The organism is Paraburkholderia solisilvae (assembly GCF_902859875.1).
GTDB classification, from domain to species: domain Bacteria; phylum Pseudomonadota; class Gammaproteobacteria; order Burkholderiales; family Burkholderiaceae; genus Paraburkholderia; species Paraburkholderia solisilvae.
In genome coordinates this window covers 47,153-68,939 of sequence record NZ_CADIKF010000014.1, presented here as the reverse complement: position 1 = coordinate 68,939, position 21,787 = coordinate 47,153, and the positions used below count along the sequence as shown (strand labels likewise).

The 21,787-nt window shown below is 64.9% G+C and carries 18 protein-coding genes; 13 read left to right on the top strand and 5 right to left on the bottom strand.

Features of this window, described 5'->3' with window-relative positions; all coding sequences use genetic code 11:
• Positions 1–64: 64 nt before the first annotated feature.
• Together HV675_RS11135 and HV675_RS11130 are read left to right on the top strand one after the other, a co-directional pair.
• Entirely contained in the window at positions 65–1,450 is a 1,386-nt protein-coding gene (locus HV675_RS11135; RefSeq protein ID WP_175110957.1) for an FAD-dependent oxidoreductase, read from the top strand.
• Between the two features lie 217 nt (positions 1,451–1,667).
• Entirely contained in the window at positions 1,668–3,083 is a 1,416-nt protein-coding gene (locus HV675_RS11130; protein WP_175110956.1) for an MFS transporter, read from the top strand.
• Between the two features lie 129 nt (positions 3,084–3,212).
• Here the strand turns inward: HV675_RS11130 and HV675_RS11125 are convergent, their stop codons facing one another.
• Both HV675_RS11125 and HV675_RS11120 read right to left on the bottom strand, forming a co-directional pair.
• On the bottom strand, positions 3,213–5,183 hold the full coding sequence (locus HV675_RS11125) for an ABC transporter ATP-binding protein/permease (protein WP_175110955.1): 1,971 nt from the start codon (positions 5,181–5,183) through the stop codon (positions 3,213–3,215).
• Positions 5,184–5,199: 16 nt separating this feature from the next.
• Positions 5,200–6,078 (bottom strand): extracellular solute-binding protein, encoded by an 879-nt coding sequence (locus tag HV675_RS11120; RefSeq protein WP_175110954.1) that lies wholly within the window; start codon positions 6,076–6,078, stop codon positions 5,200–5,202.
• A gap of 276 nt (positions 6,079–6,354) precedes the next feature.
• Between HV675_RS11120 and HV675_RS11115 the strand changes: the two genes are divergently transcribed.
• Complete coding sequence (locus HV675_RS11115; RefSeq protein ID WP_175110953.1) at positions 6,355–6,783, top strand: TOBE domain-containing protein; 429 nt, start codon at positions 6,355–6,357, stop codon at positions 6,781–6,783.
• A 22-nt stretch (positions 6,784–6,805) separates the two neighbouring features.
• Here the strand turns inward: HV675_RS11115 and HV675_RS11110 are convergent, their stop codons facing one another.
• The gene (locus HV675_RS11110; protein WP_175110952.1) at positions 6,806–7,840 is read right to left on the bottom strand and encodes an NHL repeat-containing protein; all 1,035 of its coding nucleotides are present in this window, start codon (positions 7,838–7,840) and stop codon (positions 6,806–6,808) included.
• A 446-nt stretch (positions 7,841–8,286) separates the two neighbouring features.
• On the opposite strand from HV675_RS11110, the gene HV675_RS11105 reads away from it, so the two are divergent.
• The gene (locus HV675_RS11105; protein WP_175111006.1) at positions 8,287–8,808 is read left to right on the top strand and encodes a molybdopterin-dependent oxidoreductase; all 522 of its coding nucleotides are present in this window, start codon (positions 8,287–8,289) and stop codon (positions 8,806–8,808) included.
• 98 nt (positions 8,809–8,906) lie between these two features.
• On the opposite strand, the gene HV675_RS11100 is transcribed toward HV675_RS11105, so the two are convergent.
• A complete protein-coding gene (locus HV675_RS11100; protein ID WP_377700492.1) occupies positions 8,907–10,106 on the bottom strand; it encodes a porin in 1,200 nt (399 codons plus the stop codon).
• Between the two features lie 711 nt (positions 10,107–10,817).
• On the opposite strand from HV675_RS11100, the gene HV675_RS11095 reads away from it, so the two are divergent.
• Together HV675_RS11095 and HV675_RS11090 are read left to right on the top strand one after the other, a co-directional pair.
• Complete coding sequence (locus HV675_RS11095) at positions 10,818–11,183, top strand: winged helix-turn-helix domain-containing protein (protein WP_246270184.1); 366 nt, start codon at positions 10,818–10,820, stop codon at positions 11,181–11,183.
• A 374-nt stretch (positions 11,184–11,557) separates the two neighbouring features.
• Positions 11,558–11,980, top strand: a complete 423-nt coding sequence (locus HV675_RS11090) for a hypothetical protein (protein WP_246270183.1) — start codon at positions 11,558–11,560, stop codon at positions 11,978–11,980.
• A 268-nt stretch (positions 11,981–12,248) separates the two neighbouring features.
• Here the strand turns inward: HV675_RS11090 and HV675_RS11085 are convergent, their stop codons facing one another.
• The gene (locus HV675_RS11085; RefSeq protein WP_175110951.1) at positions 12,249–12,755 is read right to left on the bottom strand and encodes a hypothetical protein; all 507 of its coding nucleotides are present in this window, start codon (positions 12,753–12,755) and stop codon (positions 12,249–12,251) included.
• Positions 12,756–13,499: 744 nt separating this feature from the next.
• Between HV675_RS11085 and HV675_RS11080 the strand changes: the two genes are divergently transcribed.
• The 7 genes from HV675_RS11080 (at position 13,500) to HV675_RS11050 (ending at position 21,782) form a co-directional block, all read left to right on the top strand.
• Positions 13,500–14,114, top strand: a complete 615-nt coding sequence (locus HV675_RS11080) for a helix-turn-helix domain-containing protein (protein WP_175110950.1) — start codon at positions 13,500–13,502, stop codon at positions 14,112–14,114.
• 3 nt (positions 14,115–14,117) lie between these two features.
• Complete coding sequence (locus HV675_RS11075; RefSeq protein ID WP_175110949.1) at positions 14,118–14,669, top strand: GNAT family N-acetyltransferase; 552 nt, start codon at positions 14,118–14,120, stop codon at positions 14,667–14,669.
• A gap of 164 nt (positions 14,670–14,833) precedes the next feature.
• Entirely contained in the window at positions 14,834–15,211 is a 378-nt protein-coding gene (locus HV675_RS11070; RefSeq protein ID WP_175110948.1) for a hypothetical protein, read from the top strand.
• A 184-nt stretch (positions 15,212–15,395) separates the two neighbouring features.
• The gene (locus tag HV675_RS11065; protein ID WP_246270182.1) at positions 15,396–16,628 is read left to right on the top strand and encodes a TolC family protein; all 1,233 of its coding nucleotides are present in this window, start codon (positions 15,396–15,398) and stop codon (positions 16,626–16,628) included.
• 8 nt (positions 16,629–16,636) lie between these two features.
• Positions 16,637–18,202, top strand: coding sequence for an efflux RND transporter periplasmic adaptor subunit (locus HV675_RS11060; RefSeq protein ID WP_175110946.1), 1,566 nt, complete (start codon positions 16,637–16,639; stop codon positions 18,200–18,202).
• Complete coding sequence (locus tag HV675_RS11055) at positions 18,199–21,432, top strand: efflux RND transporter permease subunit (RefSeq protein WP_175110945.1); 3,234 nt, start codon at positions 18,199–18,201, stop codon at positions 21,430–21,432. The genes HV675_RS11060 and HV675_RS11055 overlap by 4 nt, the downstream gene beginning before the upstream one ends.
• Positions 21,429–21,782 carry a copper-binding protein gene (locus tag HV675_RS11050; protein ID WP_175110944.1) on the top strand — a complete coding sequence of 118 codons (354 nt, stop codon included), beginning with the start codon at positions 21,429–21,431 and terminating at the stop codon, positions 21,780–21,782. Before HV675_RS11055 ends, HV675_RS11050 begins: the two co-directional genes overlap by 4 nt.
• The last annotated feature ends 5 nt before the right edge of the window (positions 21,783–21,787 follow it).

Sequence of the window (21,787 nt, the reverse complement as noted above, 5' to 3'; positions counted from 1 at the left end):
CTACGATTCGTAGCAACCCGGGCGCGCTCGCGCCCGCTACGAAAACATCACGGAGGGTAAAGCGATGGCAACGATCGAACGGTTTGACTATGTGTTTCTCGGCGGCGGCAAAGGCGGCAAGACACTCGCGGTCGAACTCGCCCGCGCCGGCAAAAAAGTCGCGGTGGTCGAGCGCGGCATGATCGGTGGATCGTGCATCAACGTGGCGTGTATTCCGACGAAATCGCTGATCCAGACCGCGCGCCTGATGCACGCGGCGCGCGAAGCGGAAACGCTCGGCGCCGCGCCGCAGACCGGCGGCCTCGACATGAAGCGCGTGGTGCAGCGCGTGCGCGCCGTCGTCGACGGGATGGTCGACATCAATATGTCCGCGTTCCAGACGTCCGGTCTGGACCTGCTGATCGGCAACGGCCGCTTCGTCGCGCCGCGCACGATCGAGGTCACGTTCGCGAACGGCGAGCGGCGCGTCGTCGCCGGCGAGCATGCATTCATCAACACCGGCACCACCGCGGCGATTCCGGATATCGACGGGCTGCGCGATGCGGCGCCACTCACGCACGTGGAAGCGCTGGAGCTCGACACGCTGCCCGCGCATCTGGTCGTGTTCGGCGGCGGCTATATCGGCCTCGAAATGGCGCAGGCGTTCCGCCGGCACGGCAGCCGCGTGACCGTGCTGCAGGAAGCGCCGCGCGTCGCGATGCGCGAAGACCCGGACGTCGCGGAAGCGATCACCGTCGCGCTCGAGCATGACGGCATCGACGTGCGGGTCGATACGCGGGCCGTCAAGGTCGAGGGCCGCTCGGGCCAACAGGTGCAGATCACGCTGACCGACGGCGAAAAAATCGACGGCACGCATATTCTGGTCGCGGCCGGGCGCACGCCGAATACGCATGGCATCGGCCTCGAGGAAGCCGGCGTGACGCTCGATGCGCGCGGCTTTATCGTCACCGACGAACGGCTCGCGACCTCAGCGCCGAACACCTGGGCGATCGGTGAAGTGGCCGGCACGCCGATGTTCACGCATGCGTCGCTGGACGACTACCGGGTGCTGAAGTCGAGTCTCGCGGGCGGCACGTACACCACCGCGAAGCGTGTGATTCCGTATGCGCTTTTCATCGAGCCGGAACTTGCGCGCATCGGCCTGAACGAAACCGAGGCCGCCGCGCAAGGCATCAAGGTGCGCGTCGCGACGCTGCCGATGGCCGCGGTGCCGCGCGCCCGCACCAATCAGGAAACGGCGGGATTCATGAAAGCGCTGGTCGCCGTCGACTCCGACGAGATCCTCGGCTTCACGATGCTCGGCACGCAGGCGGGGGAAGTCGTGTCCGCCGTGCAGATGGCGATGCTCGGCAAGCTGCCGTACACGGCGGTGCGCGACGCGATCCTGAGCCATCCGACGATTGGCGAAGGACTGAACCTGCTGTTTGCGAAGGTGCCGGCCCGCGGGTGATGCGAGGGGCGATGCGCGGCTGATGTCTGGCTGCCGCATGCGTGTGCATCACGCATGAATCGCGCATGAATCACGCGGGATGCACGCGCGAAGCCAACCTGCGCAGTGCCGCCAGCCTCGCTCGCGGCACACAAAAACGCGCAGCAGATGCTTAAAAGCACGCGAGCCTATGCAATAATCGCGGCTTGTCCCCCTCGCATCGTTGCGTTCGCCGCTCATGCCGTCCGACCAGAAAGGTCTTATCGCTCCGATCATCGTCGCCTTCGCGATGTTCATGGAGACGGTCGACGCGAACGTCATCGTCACCGCGCTGCCGCAGATGGCGCGGACCTTCGGCGAAGACCCGGTCGCGTTGAAGATCGCGGTCACGAGCTATGTGCTCGGGCTCGGCGTGTTTATTCCGGTGTGCGGATGGCTTGCCGACCGGTTCGGCGCACGCACCGTATTTCGTACTGCAATCGGCATTTTCGTGGTCGGCTCGCTCGCCTGCGCGGCGTCGTCGTCGCTTGCGCTCTTTACCGTCGCGCGTTTCGTGCAGGGCATCGGCGGCGCGATGATGGTGCCGGTCGGCCGCATCATCATTTTCCGCAGCGTCGAGCGTTCGGACTTTATCCGCGCGATGAACTACCTGAGCCTCACGTCGCTGCTCGGCCCGGCGGCCGGACCGCTGCTCGGCGGCTTCATCACCACCTATCTGCACTGGCGGCTGATCTTTTTCATCAATATTCCGGTGGGCATCGTCGGCATCTACCTGACGAACCGGCATATCGCGAACACGCGCGAGCCGCATCCGGGGCCGCTCGACGTGATCGGCTTCCTGCTGTCGGCGGGCGGCGCGTCGGCATTCATGCTCGGCCTCGCGCTGGTCGGCAGCGCGCTGGTCGCCGACTCGACCGCGTGGATCATGACCGTCGCGGGCGCGGTCGCGCTCGTCGTCTACGTGTTCTATGCGCGGTACGCGACGCGGCCATTGCTCGATCTGCGATTCTTCCGCGTGCCCACATTCCAGGCGAGCGTGATGGGCGGCTCGCTGTTTCGCATCGGGCTCGGCGCGGTGCCGTTCCTGTTGCCGCTCGTGCTGCAGGAAGGACTCGGCATGAGCGCGTTCCAGTCGGGGCTGATTACCTGCGCGTCCGCGATCGGCGGCCTCTTTATGCGCACGCTCGCGTCGCGCACGCTGCACCGCTGGGGCTTCCGCACGGTGCTGATGTACAACGCCGCGTTCTCGGGCATCGCGATCGCCGCCTGCGGCCTGTTCTTCCCCGGCACGCCGACGTGGGTCATCTGGATCGTCGTGCTGCTCGGCGGCTTCTTTCCCGCGCTGCAATTCACCAGCCTCAATTCGATGACGTACGCGGAGATCGAAAGCCGCGACGTCGGCCGCGCAACGAGCCTCGGCAGCGTCGTCCAGCAGATGTCGCTCGGCCTCGGCGTCACTATTGCCGGTATCGTCGTGCAGATCACGCGCGCGCTGCATGGCCATGCGCAGATCGAATGGTCCGATTTCTGGCCCGCGTTCCTGACGGTCGGTTTGTGCTCATTTGCGTCGATTGCGGTCACGCGCCGTCTCGCGCCCAACGCCGGCGATGAGATTGCGCGCGGCAAGCGCATCGAGGTTCCCGCGAAGCATTGACCGACACGCCGTAACGCGGCGTGGGCAAGTGTGCCGGATGTGCACGCTTCGCCGCGGCCGCGCACCGGCGATCGAGGCGGTTCGGATCGGGAGATCGAGCGGCGGCGGTGCGGGCGCTGGCCGGCGGGCTCAGGTGGCTGGTGTTCGCGTATCCGATGCCGCCACGGCCCACACGGACACCCCGCGCGGATCGATCCGAAGGGAGCACGCGTGGTGCACGTCGGGCGGTGCATGTTCGTCATCGCCGATATCGAAGCGATGGCCGCCGATGTCGAACACCGCGTAGCGATCGCCATGACGCAGCTCGCTGCCCGTCAGCGTGCCGCGATACACGCCGCCTGCACCGGCGCCTTCCGCAGGGTTTGTAGCGTTCGTGCCGTCTCCGTCCACATGGTGCATGCCGTTGCCGGCTTGCGCCTGATGCACGCCGTTCGCGCTCGCGTGCGCCACGCCATCGGGCAGTACCGTGATCGCACGCGGCGACACGCGCCACATCACCGGCTGGCCGGCTGCGAGCGCGTGCCCGCCGGTGTCGAGCACAAGACCGCGCGGCGTCTCGACACGCCCATCGGCACGCATCACACCGACGCCAACGTTATGCAGCCCGAGCAGTTCGGCCACCCGCAACGACGCCGGCCGCTCGAATACCTCGCGAATCGCGCCCGTTTGCAGCACGCGGCCATGTTCGATTACCAGCAGTTCATCCGCGAGCAGCGCCGCTTCGTCCGGATCGTGCGTGACAAGCACCGTCACCGCCGCAATTTCGCGCTGCAACGCGCGCAGCGATTGCTGCAAACGCCGCCGTCTCGGCGTATCGAGCGCGGAAAACGGTTCGTCGAAGAGCAGAAGCGGGCAATGCCGCGTCAGCGCGCGCGCCAGCGCGACCCGCTGCCGCTGGCCGAACGACAACTGGCGCGGCAGCCGCGCGGTCAACCCCGCGAGCCCCAGATGATCGAGCCAGTAACGCGCGCTCGCCGCATCCGCATCGACCGGAAACGACAGCTGTTGCGCGACGCTCATATGTGGAAAGAGGCCGTAGTCCTGCGGCATATAGCCGATTTGCCGCGCCTCCGGCGCCAGCGGCGCGAGCTCGCGTTCGCCGAGCTTCACCGTGCAGCCGTCGTTGCGCTCGAGCCCGGCGATCATCCGCAGCGCCAGCGACTTGCCCGACCCGGACGGCCCGATGATCGCGAGCCGCCGCGTGGCCGGCGCCCAGGCCACATCGAGATCGAAGCCGCCGAGATCGCGGCGCAACGAGAACGACAGCCGCGTGTTCGGCATCGCGGGCAGCACGGCGGCGGGCATCGCGGGTTCGTCGCCATTTTCCTGCGGCGCATCGGCGAGCGCCACGCCGCCGCGGCCGGTCAGCGACAGCACCGCGCACACCACCGCGATCGCCAGCGTCGGCAACAGCAGCGGCATCATCGCGGGCAGGCCTTCGCCGCCGAACACCACATACGTATAGACCGGCAGCGAATACGGGTGATACGCGACCATCACCGTCGCGCCGAATTCGCCGAATGCGCGCAGCCACGCAAGCGCAAGACCCGCGCGAATCGCGGGCCACGCGATCGGCAGCGTGACGCGGAAAAAGCGGCTGCCCGCGCGATGGCCGAGCGTCGCGGCGACGTCGTCGAACACCGGGTCCACCGCCGAGAATGCCGAGCGCGCGGCGACGATCAGAAACGGCGCGGCGACGAAGGTCTCGGCCAGCACGATACCGGTGAACGAATCGGTCAGCGTGCCGCCCGCGATGCGTCCGATCCAGCTATACGGGCCGAGCAGGAACAGCAGCAATATGCCGCTCGTGAGCGGCGGCAGCGCAAGCGGCAACTGTACGATAAAGCCGAGCACCGTCATCGCGCGCGACGACGAACGCGCGAGCGCATAACCAAGCGGCACGCCGCCGATCAGGATGAGCAGCGCGGCGACGCTCGCGCTCGCGACCGATACGCCGACCGCCGACCCCATCGTGTGCCAGTCGACGCCGGTCCAGTCCGCGTGACCGAGCTGCGGCAGCGCCGCGAAAAACGGCGCGCACAGATAAATGGCGAGCAGGCCGCCAAGCCATCTCAGCGGCCGTGCGGCATCGCGCGTCATGACGGGCGGCCCGGCGCTATTGCGCGGCGTCGATCACCGCCTGCACGGACGGCGGGACCGCCTGCACATTGCCCACCACCGACGGCTTCACGACGTCGACGCCGTGCTGCTTCAAAAGCGCGCGCCCCTGCTCGCTCATCAAAAAGTTGACGAAGCGCGCAGCACCCTTCGCGTCGGGTGCGTCATTCAGGATGGTCAGCGTGTAGCTTGCCTTCGCCTTCAACTCCGGCGCCGGCTGGAACGCCGGAATCTTCAGGTCTGAGGTTTCGGTCGAATAGAAGAAGCCCGCATCCAGCTGACCCGATTGCAGACGGCCGACCAGCGTCTCTTCCGGCAACACCTGCGCCGGATTGTCCGGTGCGCCGAGCGTCTTCTGCACGAGGTCCGGCTCGTGATAGAGCGCGGCGGCCTTGTTCATCATCTCGACCGTGAAGGCGCCCTTCGGGTCGAGCTTCGGGTCCGTGCGGCCGATGCGGATGCCCGGCTCCTGCAGCACCTCGTCCCAGCGCTTCGACTTGAATTGCGCGGCAAAACGGCTTTGCGGGTTGTAGCCGATCATCAGCGGCGACTCGGCGAAGTTCACATACCAGCTCACGTGGTCGCCGTTGTCCGCGCCCATCAGGCTCGTGTTCACCTTCGGGCTCGCGCTGATAAACACATCGCCGCGGCGCAGCTTGCCCTTGATTTCGTTGGCGATCTTGTTCGAGCCCGCCGCGTAGCCCTGGAAGTGCAGCCCGGTCTCCTTCTCGAACGCGGGTCCGACGCTGCGCTCCATCAGGTTCACGAGCGAACCCGCGTACAGCACGTTCACCGTGCCCTCATCCGCCGACGCGCGCTGCGCGCCGAGCATGCCTGCTGCCACTACCACGACTGATGCGACCAGCTTCCGGATCATGTGATTCCCCGTACCGTTATTAAGGCGTCTATATTACGACGACTACATACAACGCTGCATCCAATCGGGTGATCGTGATGCGGCGTTTTCCCTTTCCCTGCGCGACGGCTTGCCGGTAGACTCGTTGCAACCGCGCCGGCGCCGCGATGTCCGATTCGTGTGCGTGCGCACACGCGTCGCGCTTTCGCGCCGCCTGCTCAGGTTTTCAACTCAGCAGGTTGTCGACTCAGGCTTCGCTCTGATTCACTGCTCACTGTCACGCTCAAGGAGAACACCATGCGCACCAGCGCCCGTAACCAGTTTGCCGGTACCGTCGCCGATGTGAAGGCCGGCGCGGTCAACGACGAAATCACGCTGCGCACCCAGGACGGCCTCGAAATTGCCGCGATCATCACGCACGGCAGCGCGGCTGCGCTCGGCCTTGCGGCCGGCAAAGCGGCGTTCGCGCTGGTCAAGGCGTCGTCGGTGCTGGTGATGGTCGACGCGGATGCGAGCAAGGTGTCCGCGCGCAATTGCATCGCAGGCACGGTCGCGTCGGTCACCAAGGGCGCCGTCAACGCGGAAGTCGTGATCGCCGCGAAGGGCGGCGCGCAGATCGCCGCGATCATCACCAACGACAGCGTCGATCGCCTCGCGCTCGCGAACGGCAAAGCCGCGAGCGCGATCTTCAAGGCGTCGAGCGTGATCATCGGCGTCGATCAGTAAGCGCACGCGGGCTCGCGGTGTGTCAGCGCAGCGGCAGCACGCGCACTTCGCTCGTGCCGCGCGGGGTCGCCTGCGTGCTGTCCGGGTTGCGGTCCGGGTTGCTGTGCATGTGGTTCGTGCTGTTCGCGTCTTTCGGGTCTGCGCCTCGCGGGGTTTTGGCTTCTTTCGCGCGGTCGATCACGTACAGCACGCCGCGCGTTTCATCGAGCGCAACGCCGCGCGCATCGTGAAAGTCGTCGGCGATCTGCGTGACGGTGCCGTCCGCCGCGATTTTGCAGAAGCCGGTCTTGCCGCACTTCGTGTAGAGCGTGCCGTCATGACTTGCGGCGAGCAGATCGGGGCCGTCGATGCGCGCGACGACCGTCGCGGCTGAAGCCGGTTGCGGCGCGGCGCGCAGTGCGTCGATGCGTGCTTTCAGAATGCGGTTGCCGGCTTCGTCGCTGACATAGACATTGCCACCCGCCACCGCGACGCCGACCGGCTTCTGCAATCCCGTCAGCCAGTCCTGCTCCGTTGCGCGGGCGGTCGCGGCGTCGTACGTCAACAGGCTCAATCCACCGTACTGCGGCGCGTTGCCGCTTTTGACAAACCACGTCGACAGCACCTGGCCCGGCGCGAGCACCGCGAGTCCTAGCCTGCGGCGCGCCGGATCGGGTCCGCTGAACGTGGTGATCCGCGGCGGGCCGCCGTCTTGCGGCACGAGCGCGATCAATGCGCCTGCCGTGCCGAAGCCGAAGCGCGCGACCAGCAGCAGACGCGGGTCCGCGAACACGAGTTCGCTGAGGCTGTTGCGATCCTGCCCGGCGACAGGCGGCAGCGCCGCAAAACGCGTGAAGCCGCGGCCATCGGGCGCGGACAGCACGCTGTCTGTCGCGTCGTCGGCGATAAATAGCGTGCCGGCGCCGGGGCGCACCGCGATGCCGTTCGGCCGCGCGTCGACCGCAATCCGCCGCGGCGCGCTCGCGCCGGTATCCGCTGCGCAGCCCGCCAGCGCGCCGGCGATGAGCCACATGCCCAGCGCGACGCTTACGCCCTTCCATTTCGCCGACACCAACATCACCGCTCCTGTTCGAACCTTCGACGCGATTGTGCGCGCGGCGCATCGTGCCCACGCGTCCACGACGCGCGCCTGCCTGATAAGCGCAACGATATGACCGTTATCGATCGATTGTGCGCGACGCTCCAGCCACTCGCAGCGTAATATACCTACCGATATATCGACGGGCAAGCGCTGTAGGCAAGCCCTATGGGCAAGCGCGGCGGGTAGGCGTGACGGACTCACGCGACGAGCACGCGCAACACGTCAGGGTGACGGGCCAACGCGATGAACACGCAACAGGCAGAACAGGCAGGCGTGGTGACTGGCCAATGCGATGGACGGCGGTAACAGGCAAGCGTGACGGGGCAAGCGGGATGGACACGCGGGACGGGCAAACCTCACGCGCCGTGCACGCGCCTCGGACCTTGACACCCGGTCGGCAACGGAGAGCGGCAATGGAGCCAATGGAGCATTCAGGCACGACGGCGGCACACGCAACGGACGGTGCGAAGCGCGTGGAACATGACTCGTACGAGTGCGGCGCAACGCTTTCGCTGACAGGCGACTTTCAACGTCCGCTGACGTTGACGCTCGACGCATTGCGCGCGCACGCGAGCATCGTCGCGGACCCGTTCGACTTGCGCTGCTTCACGACCAACCGCTTTATCCGCAAGGTGGACAGCTACCGCGGCGTGCTGCTGAAAGACCTGATCGACCTGGCGGGCCTGCGCAACGAGCGGCCCGGCGACTTCAAGCGGACCATTTTCATTGCGGTCGCGCATGACGGCTACGCGGTCACCTTCTCATGGCATGAGCTCTTCAACACGCCGGTCGGCGAACAGGTGCTCGTCGCGTTCGAGCGCGGCGACGCGCCGCTTTCGAGCGAAGACGGCGCACCGTTGCTGTTTTCCGCCGCGGATATCCTGCCCGCGCCGCGGCACGTGAAGCGCCTTGCGCGCATCGTCGCGCGGGTGGTCGCGCCGTAGCGCGAATTTACGATGCGACGATGCGCTGCGTCGGGTTGCGATGCGCTATGCGGCGCGCCGGAACCCGCCGCCTCACGCGCCGCATCAACACCCTCCGCCTAGAACCGGTGCCGCATGCCAACGCGCGCCGCGACCTGATGATTCGCCCCCACCCCCGACGTGCCGAGCATGCCCGGCGTCGTGCCGATCTGCGCCTGCACCGGCACGTTGACGCCTGCGACCGTATTGCTGCCGGAGGCGATCTGATAGACCGCGAGCAGATAGACGTCCGTGCGCTTGGACAGCGCGTAGTCGAGCGCGCCCGTCACCTGATGCCATTTGCCGTTGAAGCGCTCGTCGAGTTCCGAGAACGTGTAGCCAAGGCCTGCCGTGAACGCGGGCGTAAAGCCGTAGCGGCCGCCGATCTCATAGTTGTTCAGCCGCGAGGATGCCCCCGCGAGCGGCTCGAACGTCGTATGCGTCCAGTTGCCCCATACGAGCCCGGCGCCGAGCGCGACGCGCGCGCCGATGCCATAGGTTTCGAGGTCGCGCAGCCCGCCGGTATTCACGTTCGCGATGCTGACGCTGAACGGCGGCGTGGCCCCGTTCGGATAGCGGATGTTGGTGTACGCGGCGCCGATGCCGAACGGGCCCTGCGCATAGTTCGCACCGAAGCTGTACGCGCTCGACGCGCCCTGTTGCGCCGCGCCGCCCGCGGTGACGGTCGGTGCGCCGGCAAACTCGCCCGCACGGTTCGAGAAGCCGTACATCGCGCCGAACGTGAGGCCCGCGAAATTCGCGCTGCTGAACTTGACTGCATTGTTGATACGGCTTGCGCTCAACTGGTCGAGGTCGTTGATATGCCAGCCATAGTTGCCCGCCGCCGTCTGGCTGCCGATCGTATAGTTCGCGCCGAGGTAATCGGTCGAGAACGAATACTGGCGGCCGAACGCGAGCGTGCCGACGCCGTCCTTCGACAGACCGACGTATGCCTGCCGCCCGAACAGCGCGCCGCCCTGCCCGGCCGTGCCGTCGGCGCTGCTAAAGCCGTTTTCGAGCACAAAGAGCGTCTTCAGACCGCCGCCGAGATCTTCGGCGCCGCGCACGCCCCAACGGCTGCCGGATGCGACGCCATCGGCGTATTTGACAAGGCTCGCGTGCCCGCCGGGCGTCGCCGAATTCGACACGTAGCTGATACCCGCGTCGATGATGCCGTACAGCGTGACACTGCTTTGCGCGTGCGCGGCGCTGCTTGCCGCTGCGACGGCGATGGCGCTCAGCGCGCCGAGCGTCTGGGTGATGGTGGTTATTTTTTTCATTTAGTGATCCTTCAATATCAAGCTGCGCGTCCTGCCGGAGGTGGTCGAATTGCGCGATGGTTCAAGACAAGATCGCCGTCTCGCCAGCCGTGACGAACCGCGGCGCGAACAGGCGCGCCGGCCGGACGAAACGGTCGGGACGGACGAAACGGGTTGGAATGTGACGGTCGCTTTCAGCGCGAACGCAGCGAAGGCGCGGCACGCATGTGGGTCGACGCACGCGGCAACCCACTGTGCGATGCACGATTCGATAGCGCATGCCGCGCACGGCATTTGCCGGAACGGCAATGCAAATGCGGCGGTGCACATGCAGCGACGCGAATGCGGCGGTTCGCATGCAGCAATGCGGATGCAGCAATGCGAATGCGGCGGTCCGAATGCGGCAATGCGGATGCAACGATGCGGTTCGGCGAGAAAGCTTGTCGGCCTGTGTCGCCCGGCTCGGGCGGCCCGCGCTTAGACCAGGGTATGGCGCCCACGCGGTGCGTTATGTGACCGGCAATGTAGCGCGGGCTTATGTCTCAATAAAGGGGATGCACGTGCTCTGTATCGTTTTGCCGACAGCGCACGCGTGATGGCAGGAAACGTCCGTGTGTGTCGCGTCGACACGCGTGACGCAAACGTGCGCTGCGTGTGTCGCGCGTCGTGTATCCTTTCGCAGATATCAAACCGGCAAAAGAACGCGGCACGCGCCGCGGCGAATAATCGACGATGAAGACTTCGACAAGCGCACGACCTGAGGTCAGGTTCCGCATGCGCATCCAGCACGCCGGCGCGATCGCGCTCGGCCCGGGCAAGGTCGCGTTGCTGGAAGCGGTCAGGGAGCACGGTTCGATCTCGGCCGCGGCGCGCAGCCTCAATATGTCGTACCGGCGCGCATGGCTGCTGATGGATGAACTGAACCGCTCGCTGAAGTCGCCTGCAACGATTGCCGAGCATGGCGGGCAAAGCGGCGGCGGCTGCGCGCTCACGCCGGTCGGCGAGGAAATCATCCGGCTGTATCGCGATATCGAGACGCAGGCCTACGAGGCCTGCGCGGCCGATATCTCCGCCTTGACGCGGATGATCAAGCGGTGAGATAACGGCGCCCCTTCGACTGAGCGTCGATGTTGCGGGTTGCCAGTTGCCGGTTGCCGGTTGCCAGTTGCGAGGCAACTCCCAGGTCCGCGGCTCACGGCGGCTCACAGCTGCTATCCGCGCTGCGGCCGCCCGCTGCACTCACCACGCCACCGGCCGCAGCGCGCTTCGGCAACGCTGCATCAACTGCTCTTTATCGGCTGCAAGAAGGAGACCGCATGACCACTACCCCTGCGCCGGCCAGGCGATTACTTTTGACCGGAGCCTTTGATGTCGAACGCTGGCGGCATCTACTACATCGTTGCAGCGGCGACATTGGCGCGAACGGGCGGAAATCGGCGCGTTTGCCGGATATCAAAGGTCGCACGAAGCGATTGTTCGTCTCTGCGCTCGCACTCCTCTCGTTCGCGACGTGCGTTCATGCGCAAAGCAGCGCGTCCGGCCCGATCGCGACTGTCTCAGGCGTACTGCAGTTCGAGCGCGAACAACGCGATTTCGTGGCGATGCTCGACAACCAGGCGTTCGATCGCTTCGACGCGAACACGCTCATCCATTTCGATGATGCCGGCAATGCAAACGACACGCTCACCCGCATGCTCGTGCAGACCGATGCCGGTCCCGTGTTGTACGATTTCCGGCGCCATCCACCGCTTGTGCAGCGCTCGGGCAGGCGCATGACGGTCAAGCGCGTGTTCTGGCAACGCGACGAAGTCGTCATGCAAGGTTCGCAAGGCTGGTTCCGATTGCTGGGCGGCCAACTCACGAAGCTGCAGTCGTCGTCGACGACATACCACTGATTTCCGTCGCGAGTGCGCACGGGCCATCGCGATAAGCGTTGGCCGGTTTTTCCGTCTGTCTCGACGCGTAATGCAAATTCGTTCCGTCCGTTCGATTGCTGCCGCAAGGGAAACGACTGCGTGGCTCACGGCGTCAATCGGAGCGTCGGGTCGACGAGTGCGGACAGCAGCCCGGATACCGGGCCGCAGCCGACATTCGAGCGGCGCGACACTGCCGTTCGCTCAGGGATTGAAATTCCGAGCGCGTCTGAATGACCCGCTCGCTGCTCTACAGGCTGGACGGGCTGGGCGCGGGCAATTGCAGTCTGTACCGCGCACGATGGGCCGCCACCTGTTGCATCAGAGTCGGGTCCGTGACAGGTGCGCTTCCAAAATACGGCATCTGCGACAGCGTATGAGGCTGCCGCACGCCTTCATGATGGACCGATTGCCCTGCGGCGTTCTGCAGCGCTTCCATATACCCCCGGCCATGTTCCGTGCTGGTCAGACTCGCGCCGGAATGTGCCTGATGCGTCGTGACAATCCGGTTAGACGGAAACAAAGCGAATGTCTGCGATTGGCCGCCTTTGACGCGATTGTCGATCAGGGAAAACATTTTCGTTCTGGTCGGAAGACTCTTCGCCATCGTGTTTGTTTTGTGAAACGCGGTCTGCTTTTTCATTTGACTCAGTTGCGTGCGCCGTGCGTGGACGCGTTGAGCGTGCTGCATTAAATCCACGCCGAGCGGCGCGGCGTGCTTCCCGCCGTATGTCAGTTTGCTTAAAGCTGCTTTCATCGACCTCTCCATCACGAAGGTAGCGAATCAGAAGAAAAAGGCGTGCGCCTGGCTACCGGAAAAGCGCCCGCTCTCGCCGACCGGCCAGCATCCGTGCTCGTTGCAATCGCGTTCGATAGTGTCAGTCGGTGAGGACAAGATGAACGGCAGCGGCCGGAGCGAGGCGCTTTTCACACAAGTTTCGTGCCCGCGATCGGGCGTGCGCCGGCACCCAGCGGGCCGCGTTGGCGCGCGCAACGCGCACTCGTGGCGGGTGCGAATTCACCCATCATGAGCATACGGTTGCCGCCGGAGAAACCTGCGATGCGCCTTTGCAGCGGCAGGCGTGAAGCAAGACGGGTGTCACGACGAACGCTGTCCGCTTACTGGTCGATTCGAACCCATTGGAGGGCGACTTCTCACCTCAACCGTCGAGGTGTATTCGCGCCAAAGCCAACGCGCGCTGTTCGCGGAAAAGCAGGCTGAGCAGGCTGGATAGCGTGATGTTTGTTGATCGGCCCGGTCTGACCGCTCCATTCAAAGCGCGACTCATTCGGCTTACGTGGATGAGCGCAATGGAGACTTCCTGGCGCCTTCTTTTTCAGTTGACATGAAATCCTGTATACGGGATATTTTCTCCATTATGATGGAACGTCGAAATCGGACTTCCTCACTTCGATCACGTGCAACGATCATGTACATCGATCACATGCGATCACTCAACTCGGGCAACGCAGGCACGATGCATAGCGCACAAACACACCCATGGCAAAAAGCAAACTGAGTCAGACGGAAACCCGGCTCGACATCAATTCGCGCATTGCGACTGTCGTCAGGTCGCTACGCGGCGAGCTCGAGATGACGCTGGAAGATCTGGCGAAGGTGTCCGGCGTGAGCCGTTCAATGCTCTCGCTAATCGAGCGTGGAGAATGCAGTGCGACCGCCGTGGTACTCGAGAAAATCGCTACCGCGCTACGTGTGCCGCTTGCGAGTCTTTTTGAAGATCCGGTGCAAGCCGTTTCGCCCGTTTCCCGAAGTGTCGATCGCCGCGCGTGGACAGATCCTCAAACCGGCTACAAACGATGGAACATCTCGCCACCCGGTCTCGCAACACCGATACAAATTGTAGAAGTGCTGTTTCCACCCGGCGCGACGGTCGCCTACGAAACCGGCGAGCGCAAGCCGGCGGTGCATCAACAGATCTGGGTGCAACGCGGGGTAATGGAAGTCACTCTGGGAGACGTCATCTACACGCTTCGGAAAGGCGATTGCCTCGACATGCAACTCAACGTGCCGATCACTTACCACAATGCGACAGATGAACCCGCGCGCTATGCGGTCGTTATCGTCGCGCCCGATCGGATGCTATTGCGAAAATGAAAAATGGAGAAGTTTACGATTGAGGCCGTCAAGTCTCTCACCCGCAAAGAGCTCGATGAGTTGTGCGACGTACTGGTCGATTGCGTCGAGGGTGGCGCGTCCGTCAGCTTCATGCTTCCCATCGAGCGTCGCACAGCAGTGGAATTCTGGACTGGCGTCGTAGCCGGTGCGGCTGACGGGAAGCGTGTTCTGCTGATCGCGAAAGACGAAGCGGGTTGTATCGGAACCGTGCAAATTCTGCTGGATCAGCCGGAAAACCAACCTCATCGCGGCGACCTCGCAAAGATGCTGGTGCATCGGCGCGCCCGCGGGCGCGGTGTCGGCGCCGCACTGCTGCGCCACGCTGAAGCGGCCGCTCTACGGGCCGGCAAATCACTACTGGTGCTCGATACGGCAAATCCGGCCGCCGAGCGGCTGTACGAGCGCGGCGGGTGGATCGCCTGCGGCCTGATTCCAAACTACGCGCTGATGCCGGACGGCCCGCTGTGCGCCACGCGCCTCTACTACAAGCAGTTGGCGCCGCCTGGCCATGCTCTATCGACGCAAGACTCTTGACATTCCCACCGTGGCAACGTCCAAAGTTCGCACCAGCGCGGACCCGAACCGTCGACCGGGTTCGCGCAGCATGCGCCGTATCCGTACACCATGTGTGATCCTGCAGTGAATCGGCGCAATAGTTTTGCGAACCCGCTAGAATGTCGCGACACTCGACTGCCGCCATGAAATTCTTCCGAACCCTCTTCGTGTTGTTGCTGTGCGCGATGCTGCCCATCAGCGGGCTGGCAGCGAGCGGCCTCGCCGGCGAGTGTCCGATGCAGCAGTCCGCCGGGCAGTCCGCCGCGCTGCACGATGATGACGGCAGCACGTCTACGGCCATGGCGGGTTGCGATTCGATGAAACCGTCGCCGGACGGCAACGCCAAAACCGGGTTCTGCAAGATGACGGCGCAGTGCCAGTTCGGCAGTCTCTATTATCCCGGCACGTCTGCCACGGTCGTCCGTCCCGCGGCGCCTCACAACCGGGTTGTCTTCCACTATTCGCAGTCGCTCTCCGTCCGTGCACCGGATGGACGCTGGCGTCCCCCGCGCTCCCTGTAACGCTCCGACCTTCTGGTACACCGCGCTCGCGCGGTGATGTCTGTCCTGACCCAGGACATGAGCTGCTACGCCTGTTCTAACCGGGCGTGGGCCGGCTCGACCATTCGGGGTTCACATGTTCCTCCCCTTACTTCCATCGGGCAGCCGATGGCGGGCGCTGCGTGTCGTTACGCTCGCGGCACTCATGCTTGCCGGCCGCGCCGCGTGGGCGCAGCGCAGCGGCATGACGCTCGACGAGGCGCTGCAGGTCGCACAGAGCCGCTCGTCGTCCATTCAGGCGTCGCAGGCGGCTGTGCGCGGCGACTCGGCCGTCGTCGTCAAGGCGGCCCAACTGCCCAACCCCACGTTAAAGCTCAGCGTTGAAGACCTGCCGATCAACGGACCTCAGGCATTTACGATCGGCCAGGACGACTTCACGATGCGCGGCATCGGCATCGAACAGGAGTGGGTGTCGCCGTCCAAGCGCCGTCTGCGCACCGCCCTTGCCCATCGCACCGTCGACCAGGACAGGTCCGCCTACCTGGAAAAGCTGGCCGAGGTCCGGCAGCAAACGGCGATGGCGTGGCTGAACGCCGTCTATACGAAGAAAGCGGTCGCGCTCAACCAGGCGCTGGTCGATCACCTGAACGACGAACTCGCTGCCCGCCAGGCGTCGTATCGCGGCGCGCAAGGTACTGCGTCGGATATCGCGCAGGCGCGCGTGACGCTCGGCAACGCGCGCGATGCGCTGATCGACGCGCAGCAGGACCAGAAGACCGCGCTGATCGACCTGTCACGCTGGACCGCTGCCGGCGATGTGCTCGACGTTTCGGACGAGCCGCCGCCGCTGGATTCGCCGGTGTCGGGCATGAGCGCCGAACAGCTCGCGCAGGTTCAGCCGGCTCTCGTGGCCGCGCATGCGGCCATCTCGGTTGCCGATGCGGCGACCGATGTCGCGCGTAGCGACAGGAACCCCAACTGGACGTGGGGGCTGACCTACTTCAAGCGAGGCGGCAATTTCTCCGACTACGTGTCCTTCGGTGTATCGATTCCATTGCCGCTCAACCGGAAAAATCTCGAGGACCGCGACGTCGAGCAGAAGTCGGAAATGGGCACCCAGGCGCGGCTCAACTACGAAGACACCGAGCGGCAGGTGATGGCGAATATCCAGAGCCTCGCGACCCGGTTTGCAAGCGGCCGCGAACGACTGGTCAATCTGCGGCAAACCGTCCTGCCCGCTGCCGCACAGAAAGTGCAACTGGCCAACGCGGCCTATCGGTCTGGCGCCGGCACGCTTGCGGACGCATTCGAAGCACGCCACATGCAGCTCGAAACGCAACTCCAGGTGCTCAATCTCGAGCGGCAGGTGGCGCTTCTCTGGGCAGGACTCGAATACCAGGTTCTGCCGCCCGACCTGATCGCGGCCGCGGACCAATGAGGACAACCATGAACAGGAAGCGAATCGTACAGGCGCTCGCATTGGCCTTCGCCGGTGTGGCGCTACTGGCGGCAGGTTATGTCGTGGGCACCTCTCGCGGCGCCGCGACGAACCGTGTGCCGATGGTTGCGTCTGCATCCACTTCGGCCCCGCCCGATAAGGCCGGCCCGCAGACCGGCCGCAAGGTGCTCTACTGGCGCGACCCGATGGTGCCGAACCAGCATTTCGACAAGCCGGGCAAATCGCCTTTTATGGACATGCAGTTGCAGCCCGTCTATGCCGACGAAGGCAGCGGCAGTGCCGGCATCCGGATCGATGCGGGTCTGCAGCAAAACCTCGGCATTCGCTACGCGAGCGTGCATCGCCGCGACACCGCGGAAGGGTTCGACGCGGTGGGCACCACGCAGTTCGATGAATCGCAGGCCGACGTCGTGCAATCGCGCGTCACCGGCTATATCGATCGTCTGTACGCGAGCGCGCCGATGCAGCGCATTGCGAAGGGCGCGCCGATCGCATCGCTGTTCGTGCCCGACTGGCTGGCCGCGCAGGAAGAATACCTTGCCCTCGAACGCGGCGGGATGGACAACGGTTTGCTGCAGGCGTCGCGAGCGCGCATGCGGGCGATGTCGATTCCCGACAGCGTCATCGCGAGCCTCGAGCGCACCGGCACGGCACAGACGCACATCGTGCTGACGTCGCCGGAAACGGGCGTCGTCAGCGAACTGAACGTGCGCGACGGCGCGATGGTGACGCAAGGTCAGACGCTCGCCAAAGTCGCGGGGCTGTCGAAGCTGTGGCTCGTCGTCGAGATTCCGGAAGCACTCGCGCTCGATGCGCAACCCGGCATGGGCGTCGACGCGATATTCAGCGGGGACCCGACGCGGCACTTCACCGGGCGCATCCGCGAGATTCTGCCCGGCATCAGCACCACGAGCCGCACCTTGCAGGCCCGGCTCGAAATCGACAACGCCGATGGACGGCTCACGCCCGGCATGCTGATGCGGGTGCGGGTGAGCGGCGCCCACGCGGTGTCGCGTCTGCTCGTGCCGTCCGAAGCCGTGATCACGACCGGCAAGCGTTCGATTGTCATCGTCAGGAACGGCGATGGGCGTCTGCAACCGGCCGAGGTCACGATCGGCCGCGACGTCGGCAACGAGACCGAGGTGCTCGGCGGATTGAACGACGGCGACACGGTCGTGGCATCGGGCCAGTTCCTGATCGATTCGGACGCGAGTCTGAAATCGATCCTGCCGCGGCTGGAAAACGCATCGACGAGCGGTGCATCGGCGCCGGCTGCGGTTCCAACTGCAGTGCCAACTGCGGTTCCAGCTGCCGCCGCGCCACAGACATACGAAACAACCGGCAAGGTCGAACAGGTCACGCCCAACGACATCACGTTCTCGCACCAGCCGGTTCCCGCGCTGGGCTGGCCGGCGATGACGATGTCGTTCGACAAACCCGCGCCGACCGCCTTTGCCGGCGTGAAGGTCGGCGACACGGTGCACTTCGTCTTCAAACCGTCGGGAGACGGTTATCAACTCACGAAGGTCGAACCGGCCGGAGGCGCCAAATGATTGCCCGCATCATTCGCTGGTCGATCCAGAATCGCTTTCTTGTGCTGTTGGCCACGGTGCTGGTTGTCGCGTGGGGCGTGGTGTCGCTGCGCGAAACGCCGCTCGACGCGCTGCCCGATTTATCGGATACGCAGGTGATCATCAAGGCGTCGTATCCGGGCAAGGCGCCGCAGGTCATCGAGGATCAGGTGACCTATCCGCTCACCACCACGCTGCTCGGTGTGCCGGGCGCGAAGACGATCCGTGCGTATTCGTCGTTTGGCGATGCGTTCGTCTATGTGCTGTTCGATGACAAGACCGACCCGTACTGGGCCCGCTCGCGCGTGCTCGAGTATCTGAACCAGGTGCAAAGCCGTCTGCCGCCCGGCGCGACCGTTTCGCTCGGACCGGACGCCACCGGCGTGGGATGGGTCTACGAATACGCGCTCGTCGATCAAACCGGGCATCACGATCCCGGACAGTTGCGCGCACTGAATGACTGGTTCCTCAAGTTCGAGCTGAAGGCGGTGCCGGATGTGTCGGAAGTCGCGAGCCTCGGCGGCATGGTGCGCCAGTACCAGGTCGTGCTCGATCCCGACCGGCTGCGCGCGTATGGGATCACGCAGCAGCAGGTGGCCGACGCGCTCGGCAACGCGAACCAGGAGTCGGGCGGTTCCGTGATCGAAATGGCCGAGTCCGAGTACATGGTGCGCACCTCGGGGTACCTCCATTCGCTCGACGACTTCCGCAACGTCGTGCTGCGCACCGACGACGCCGGCACACCGGTGCTGCTCGGCGACGTCGCGCGTATCCAGATCGGCCCCGACACGCGTCGCGGCATTGCCGAGCTGAACGGGCAAGGTGAAGTGACAGGCGGGGTGATCGTGATGCGATCGGGCAAGAACGCATTGACCACCATCGAAGGGGTGAAGGCAAAGCTTGCGGACCTGAAGCGTTCACTGCCGCCGGGCGTCGAGATCGTCACAACGTACGACCGCTCGCAACTGATCGAACGCGCAATCGACAACCTCAGGGACAAACTCATCGAGGAGTTCATCATCGTCGGCCTCGTCTGCGCGGTGTTCCTGTTCCATCTGCGCAGCGCATTCGTCGCCATCCTGTCGCTGCCGCTCGGCGTGCTGGCCGCCTTTATCGTGATGCGCTACCAGGGCGTGAACGCGAACCTGATGTCGCTCGGCGGCATTGCAATCGCAATCGGCGCGATGATCGATGCGGCGATCGTGATGATCGAGAACGCGCATAAGCATCTGGAGGCGTACGAGCATCATCATCCAGGCCAGCCGATCACGACCGCGCAACGCTGGGAGCTCATCGCGACGTCGGCAGCGGAGGTCGGCCCCGCCCTCTTCTTCTCGTTGCTGATCATCACGTTGTCGTTCATTCCGGTGTTCTCGCTGGAGGGACAGGAAGGCAAGCTGTTCGCGCCGCTCGCGTTCACGAAGACCTACACGATCGCGGCCGCGGCCGGGCTTTCGGTGACGCTCGTACCCGTGCTGATGGGCTACCTGATCCGCGGACGCATTCCGCACGAGAACGCCAATCCCCTCAACCGGCTTCTGATCCGGCTATACAAGCCGCTGCTGGAGGGGACGCTGCGCCGCCCGTGGCTGGTGATCGGCATGGCGGCGGCAGCGCTCGCGCTGACGGCGCTGCCGGTGTCGCATCTCGGCAGCGAGTTCATGCCGCCGCTCGACGAAGGCGATCTGCTGTATATGCCGACCGCGCTGCCGGGCATCTCGGCCGAAAAGGCGTCGGAGTTGCTGCAACAGACCGACCGGCTCATCAAGACCGTGCCCGAAGTGGCGACCGTGTTCGGCAAGTCGGGCCGCGCCGACACGGCCACCGACCCGGCGCCGCTCGAAATGTTCGAGACCACGATCCAGTTCAAGCCGCGCAGCCAGTGGCGAGCGGGCATGACGCCGGACAAGCTGGTCGACGAACTGGACCGCACCGTCAAGGTGCCCGGGCTGTCGAACGTATGGGTGCCGCCGATCCGCAACCGTCTCGACATGCTGTCGACCGGAATCAAGACGCCGGTAGGCGTGAAGGTTTCCGGCCCCGACCTGACGCAGATCGACAAGGTCGCCGCGCAGGTCGAAGCGGCGGTAAAGGACGTGCCGGGCGTCACATCGGCGCTCGCCGAGCGGCTGAACGGCGGCCGTTATATCGACGTCGACATCGACCGGCAGGCCGCGGCTCGCTACGGTCTTGCGGTCGCCGATATCCAGAACGTCGTGTCGTCGGCGGTCGGCGGAGAGAACGTGGGTGAAGTGATCGCGGGCCGCGAGCGCTTCCCGATCAATATCCGCTATCCGCGCGAGGTGCGCGATTCGATCCAGAAGCTGCGCGAACTGCCGGTCGTCACCGGGCGTGGCGCGCAGATCACGCTCGGCGACGTCGCGCATATCGCGATCGAAGACGGGCCGCCGATGATCCGCAGCGAGAACGCACGGCTTTCCGGATACGTCTACATCGATATCCGGAATGTCGATCTGGCTTCCGCAGTGCAGGCGATGCAGCGCGCCGTTGCGGAAAAGGTGGCGCTGCCGCCCGGCTATTCGATTACATGGTCGGGCCAGTTCGAATACCTGGAGCGCGCGGCCGCGAAGTTGCGCACCGTGATACCGGTGACGCTCGTCGTGATCTTCGTGCTGCTTTTTCTCACGTTCAATTCCGCGGCGGACGCGCTGCTGCTGATGTCCACCGTGCCGTTCGCGCTGGTCGGCGGCTTCTGGCTGATCTGGATGCTGGGTCACGCGGTATCGGTGGCGACGTCGGTGGGCTTTATCGCGCTGGCCGGTGTGGCCGCCGAGTTCGGCGTCGTGATGCTGCTCTACCTGAAGGAAGCATTGAACCGCAGGTTGAAAGCGGGCGAACCGTTCAGCGAAGCGACGCTGACCGATGCGATCCGCGAAGGCGCCGTGCTGCGCGTGCGGCCCAAGGCGATGACGGTCGCGGTCGTGCTCGCCGGTCTGATTCCGATCATGGTCGGGCACGGCGCGGGCTCCGAAGTCATGCAGCGCATTGCCGCGCCGATGGTCGGCGGGATGATCACCGCGCCGTTGCTGTCGATGTTCGTGATTCCGGCTGCATGGATGCTGCTTCAACGTCGCCGTCTGCCGCGCATCCGGGATATCGCCCAATCTCATGCAGTCCCCACTGGCGCGCGAGTGCCATCTTCCCCCATCGGCACACCTGTGCCGCAATCCCACACTGGAGAAACACCGTGAAAAAATCGATGATGCTGTCTGCTGTTCTGGTCGCTGCAACAGGTGCAAGCGGCACCGCGTTCGCTGACGATATGTCCGGCATGAAGATGAGCGACGACGCCATGAGCCATACGCCGGCATCCGGCAATACCGCGATGACCGACGCTGTGGTCAGGCACGTCGACGCATCGGGCGGGACGATCACGCTCAAGCACGGCGCGCTCGCCAACGTCGGCATGCCGGCCATGACGATGGCCTTCAAGGCAAAGGATGCGGCGATGCTGAAAGAGGTGAAGGAAGGCGACAACGTCAAGGTGCGGGTCGAAAATGTCGACGGCGCATTGACGATCGTGAAACTGGCAAAGCAGTGAGTGTC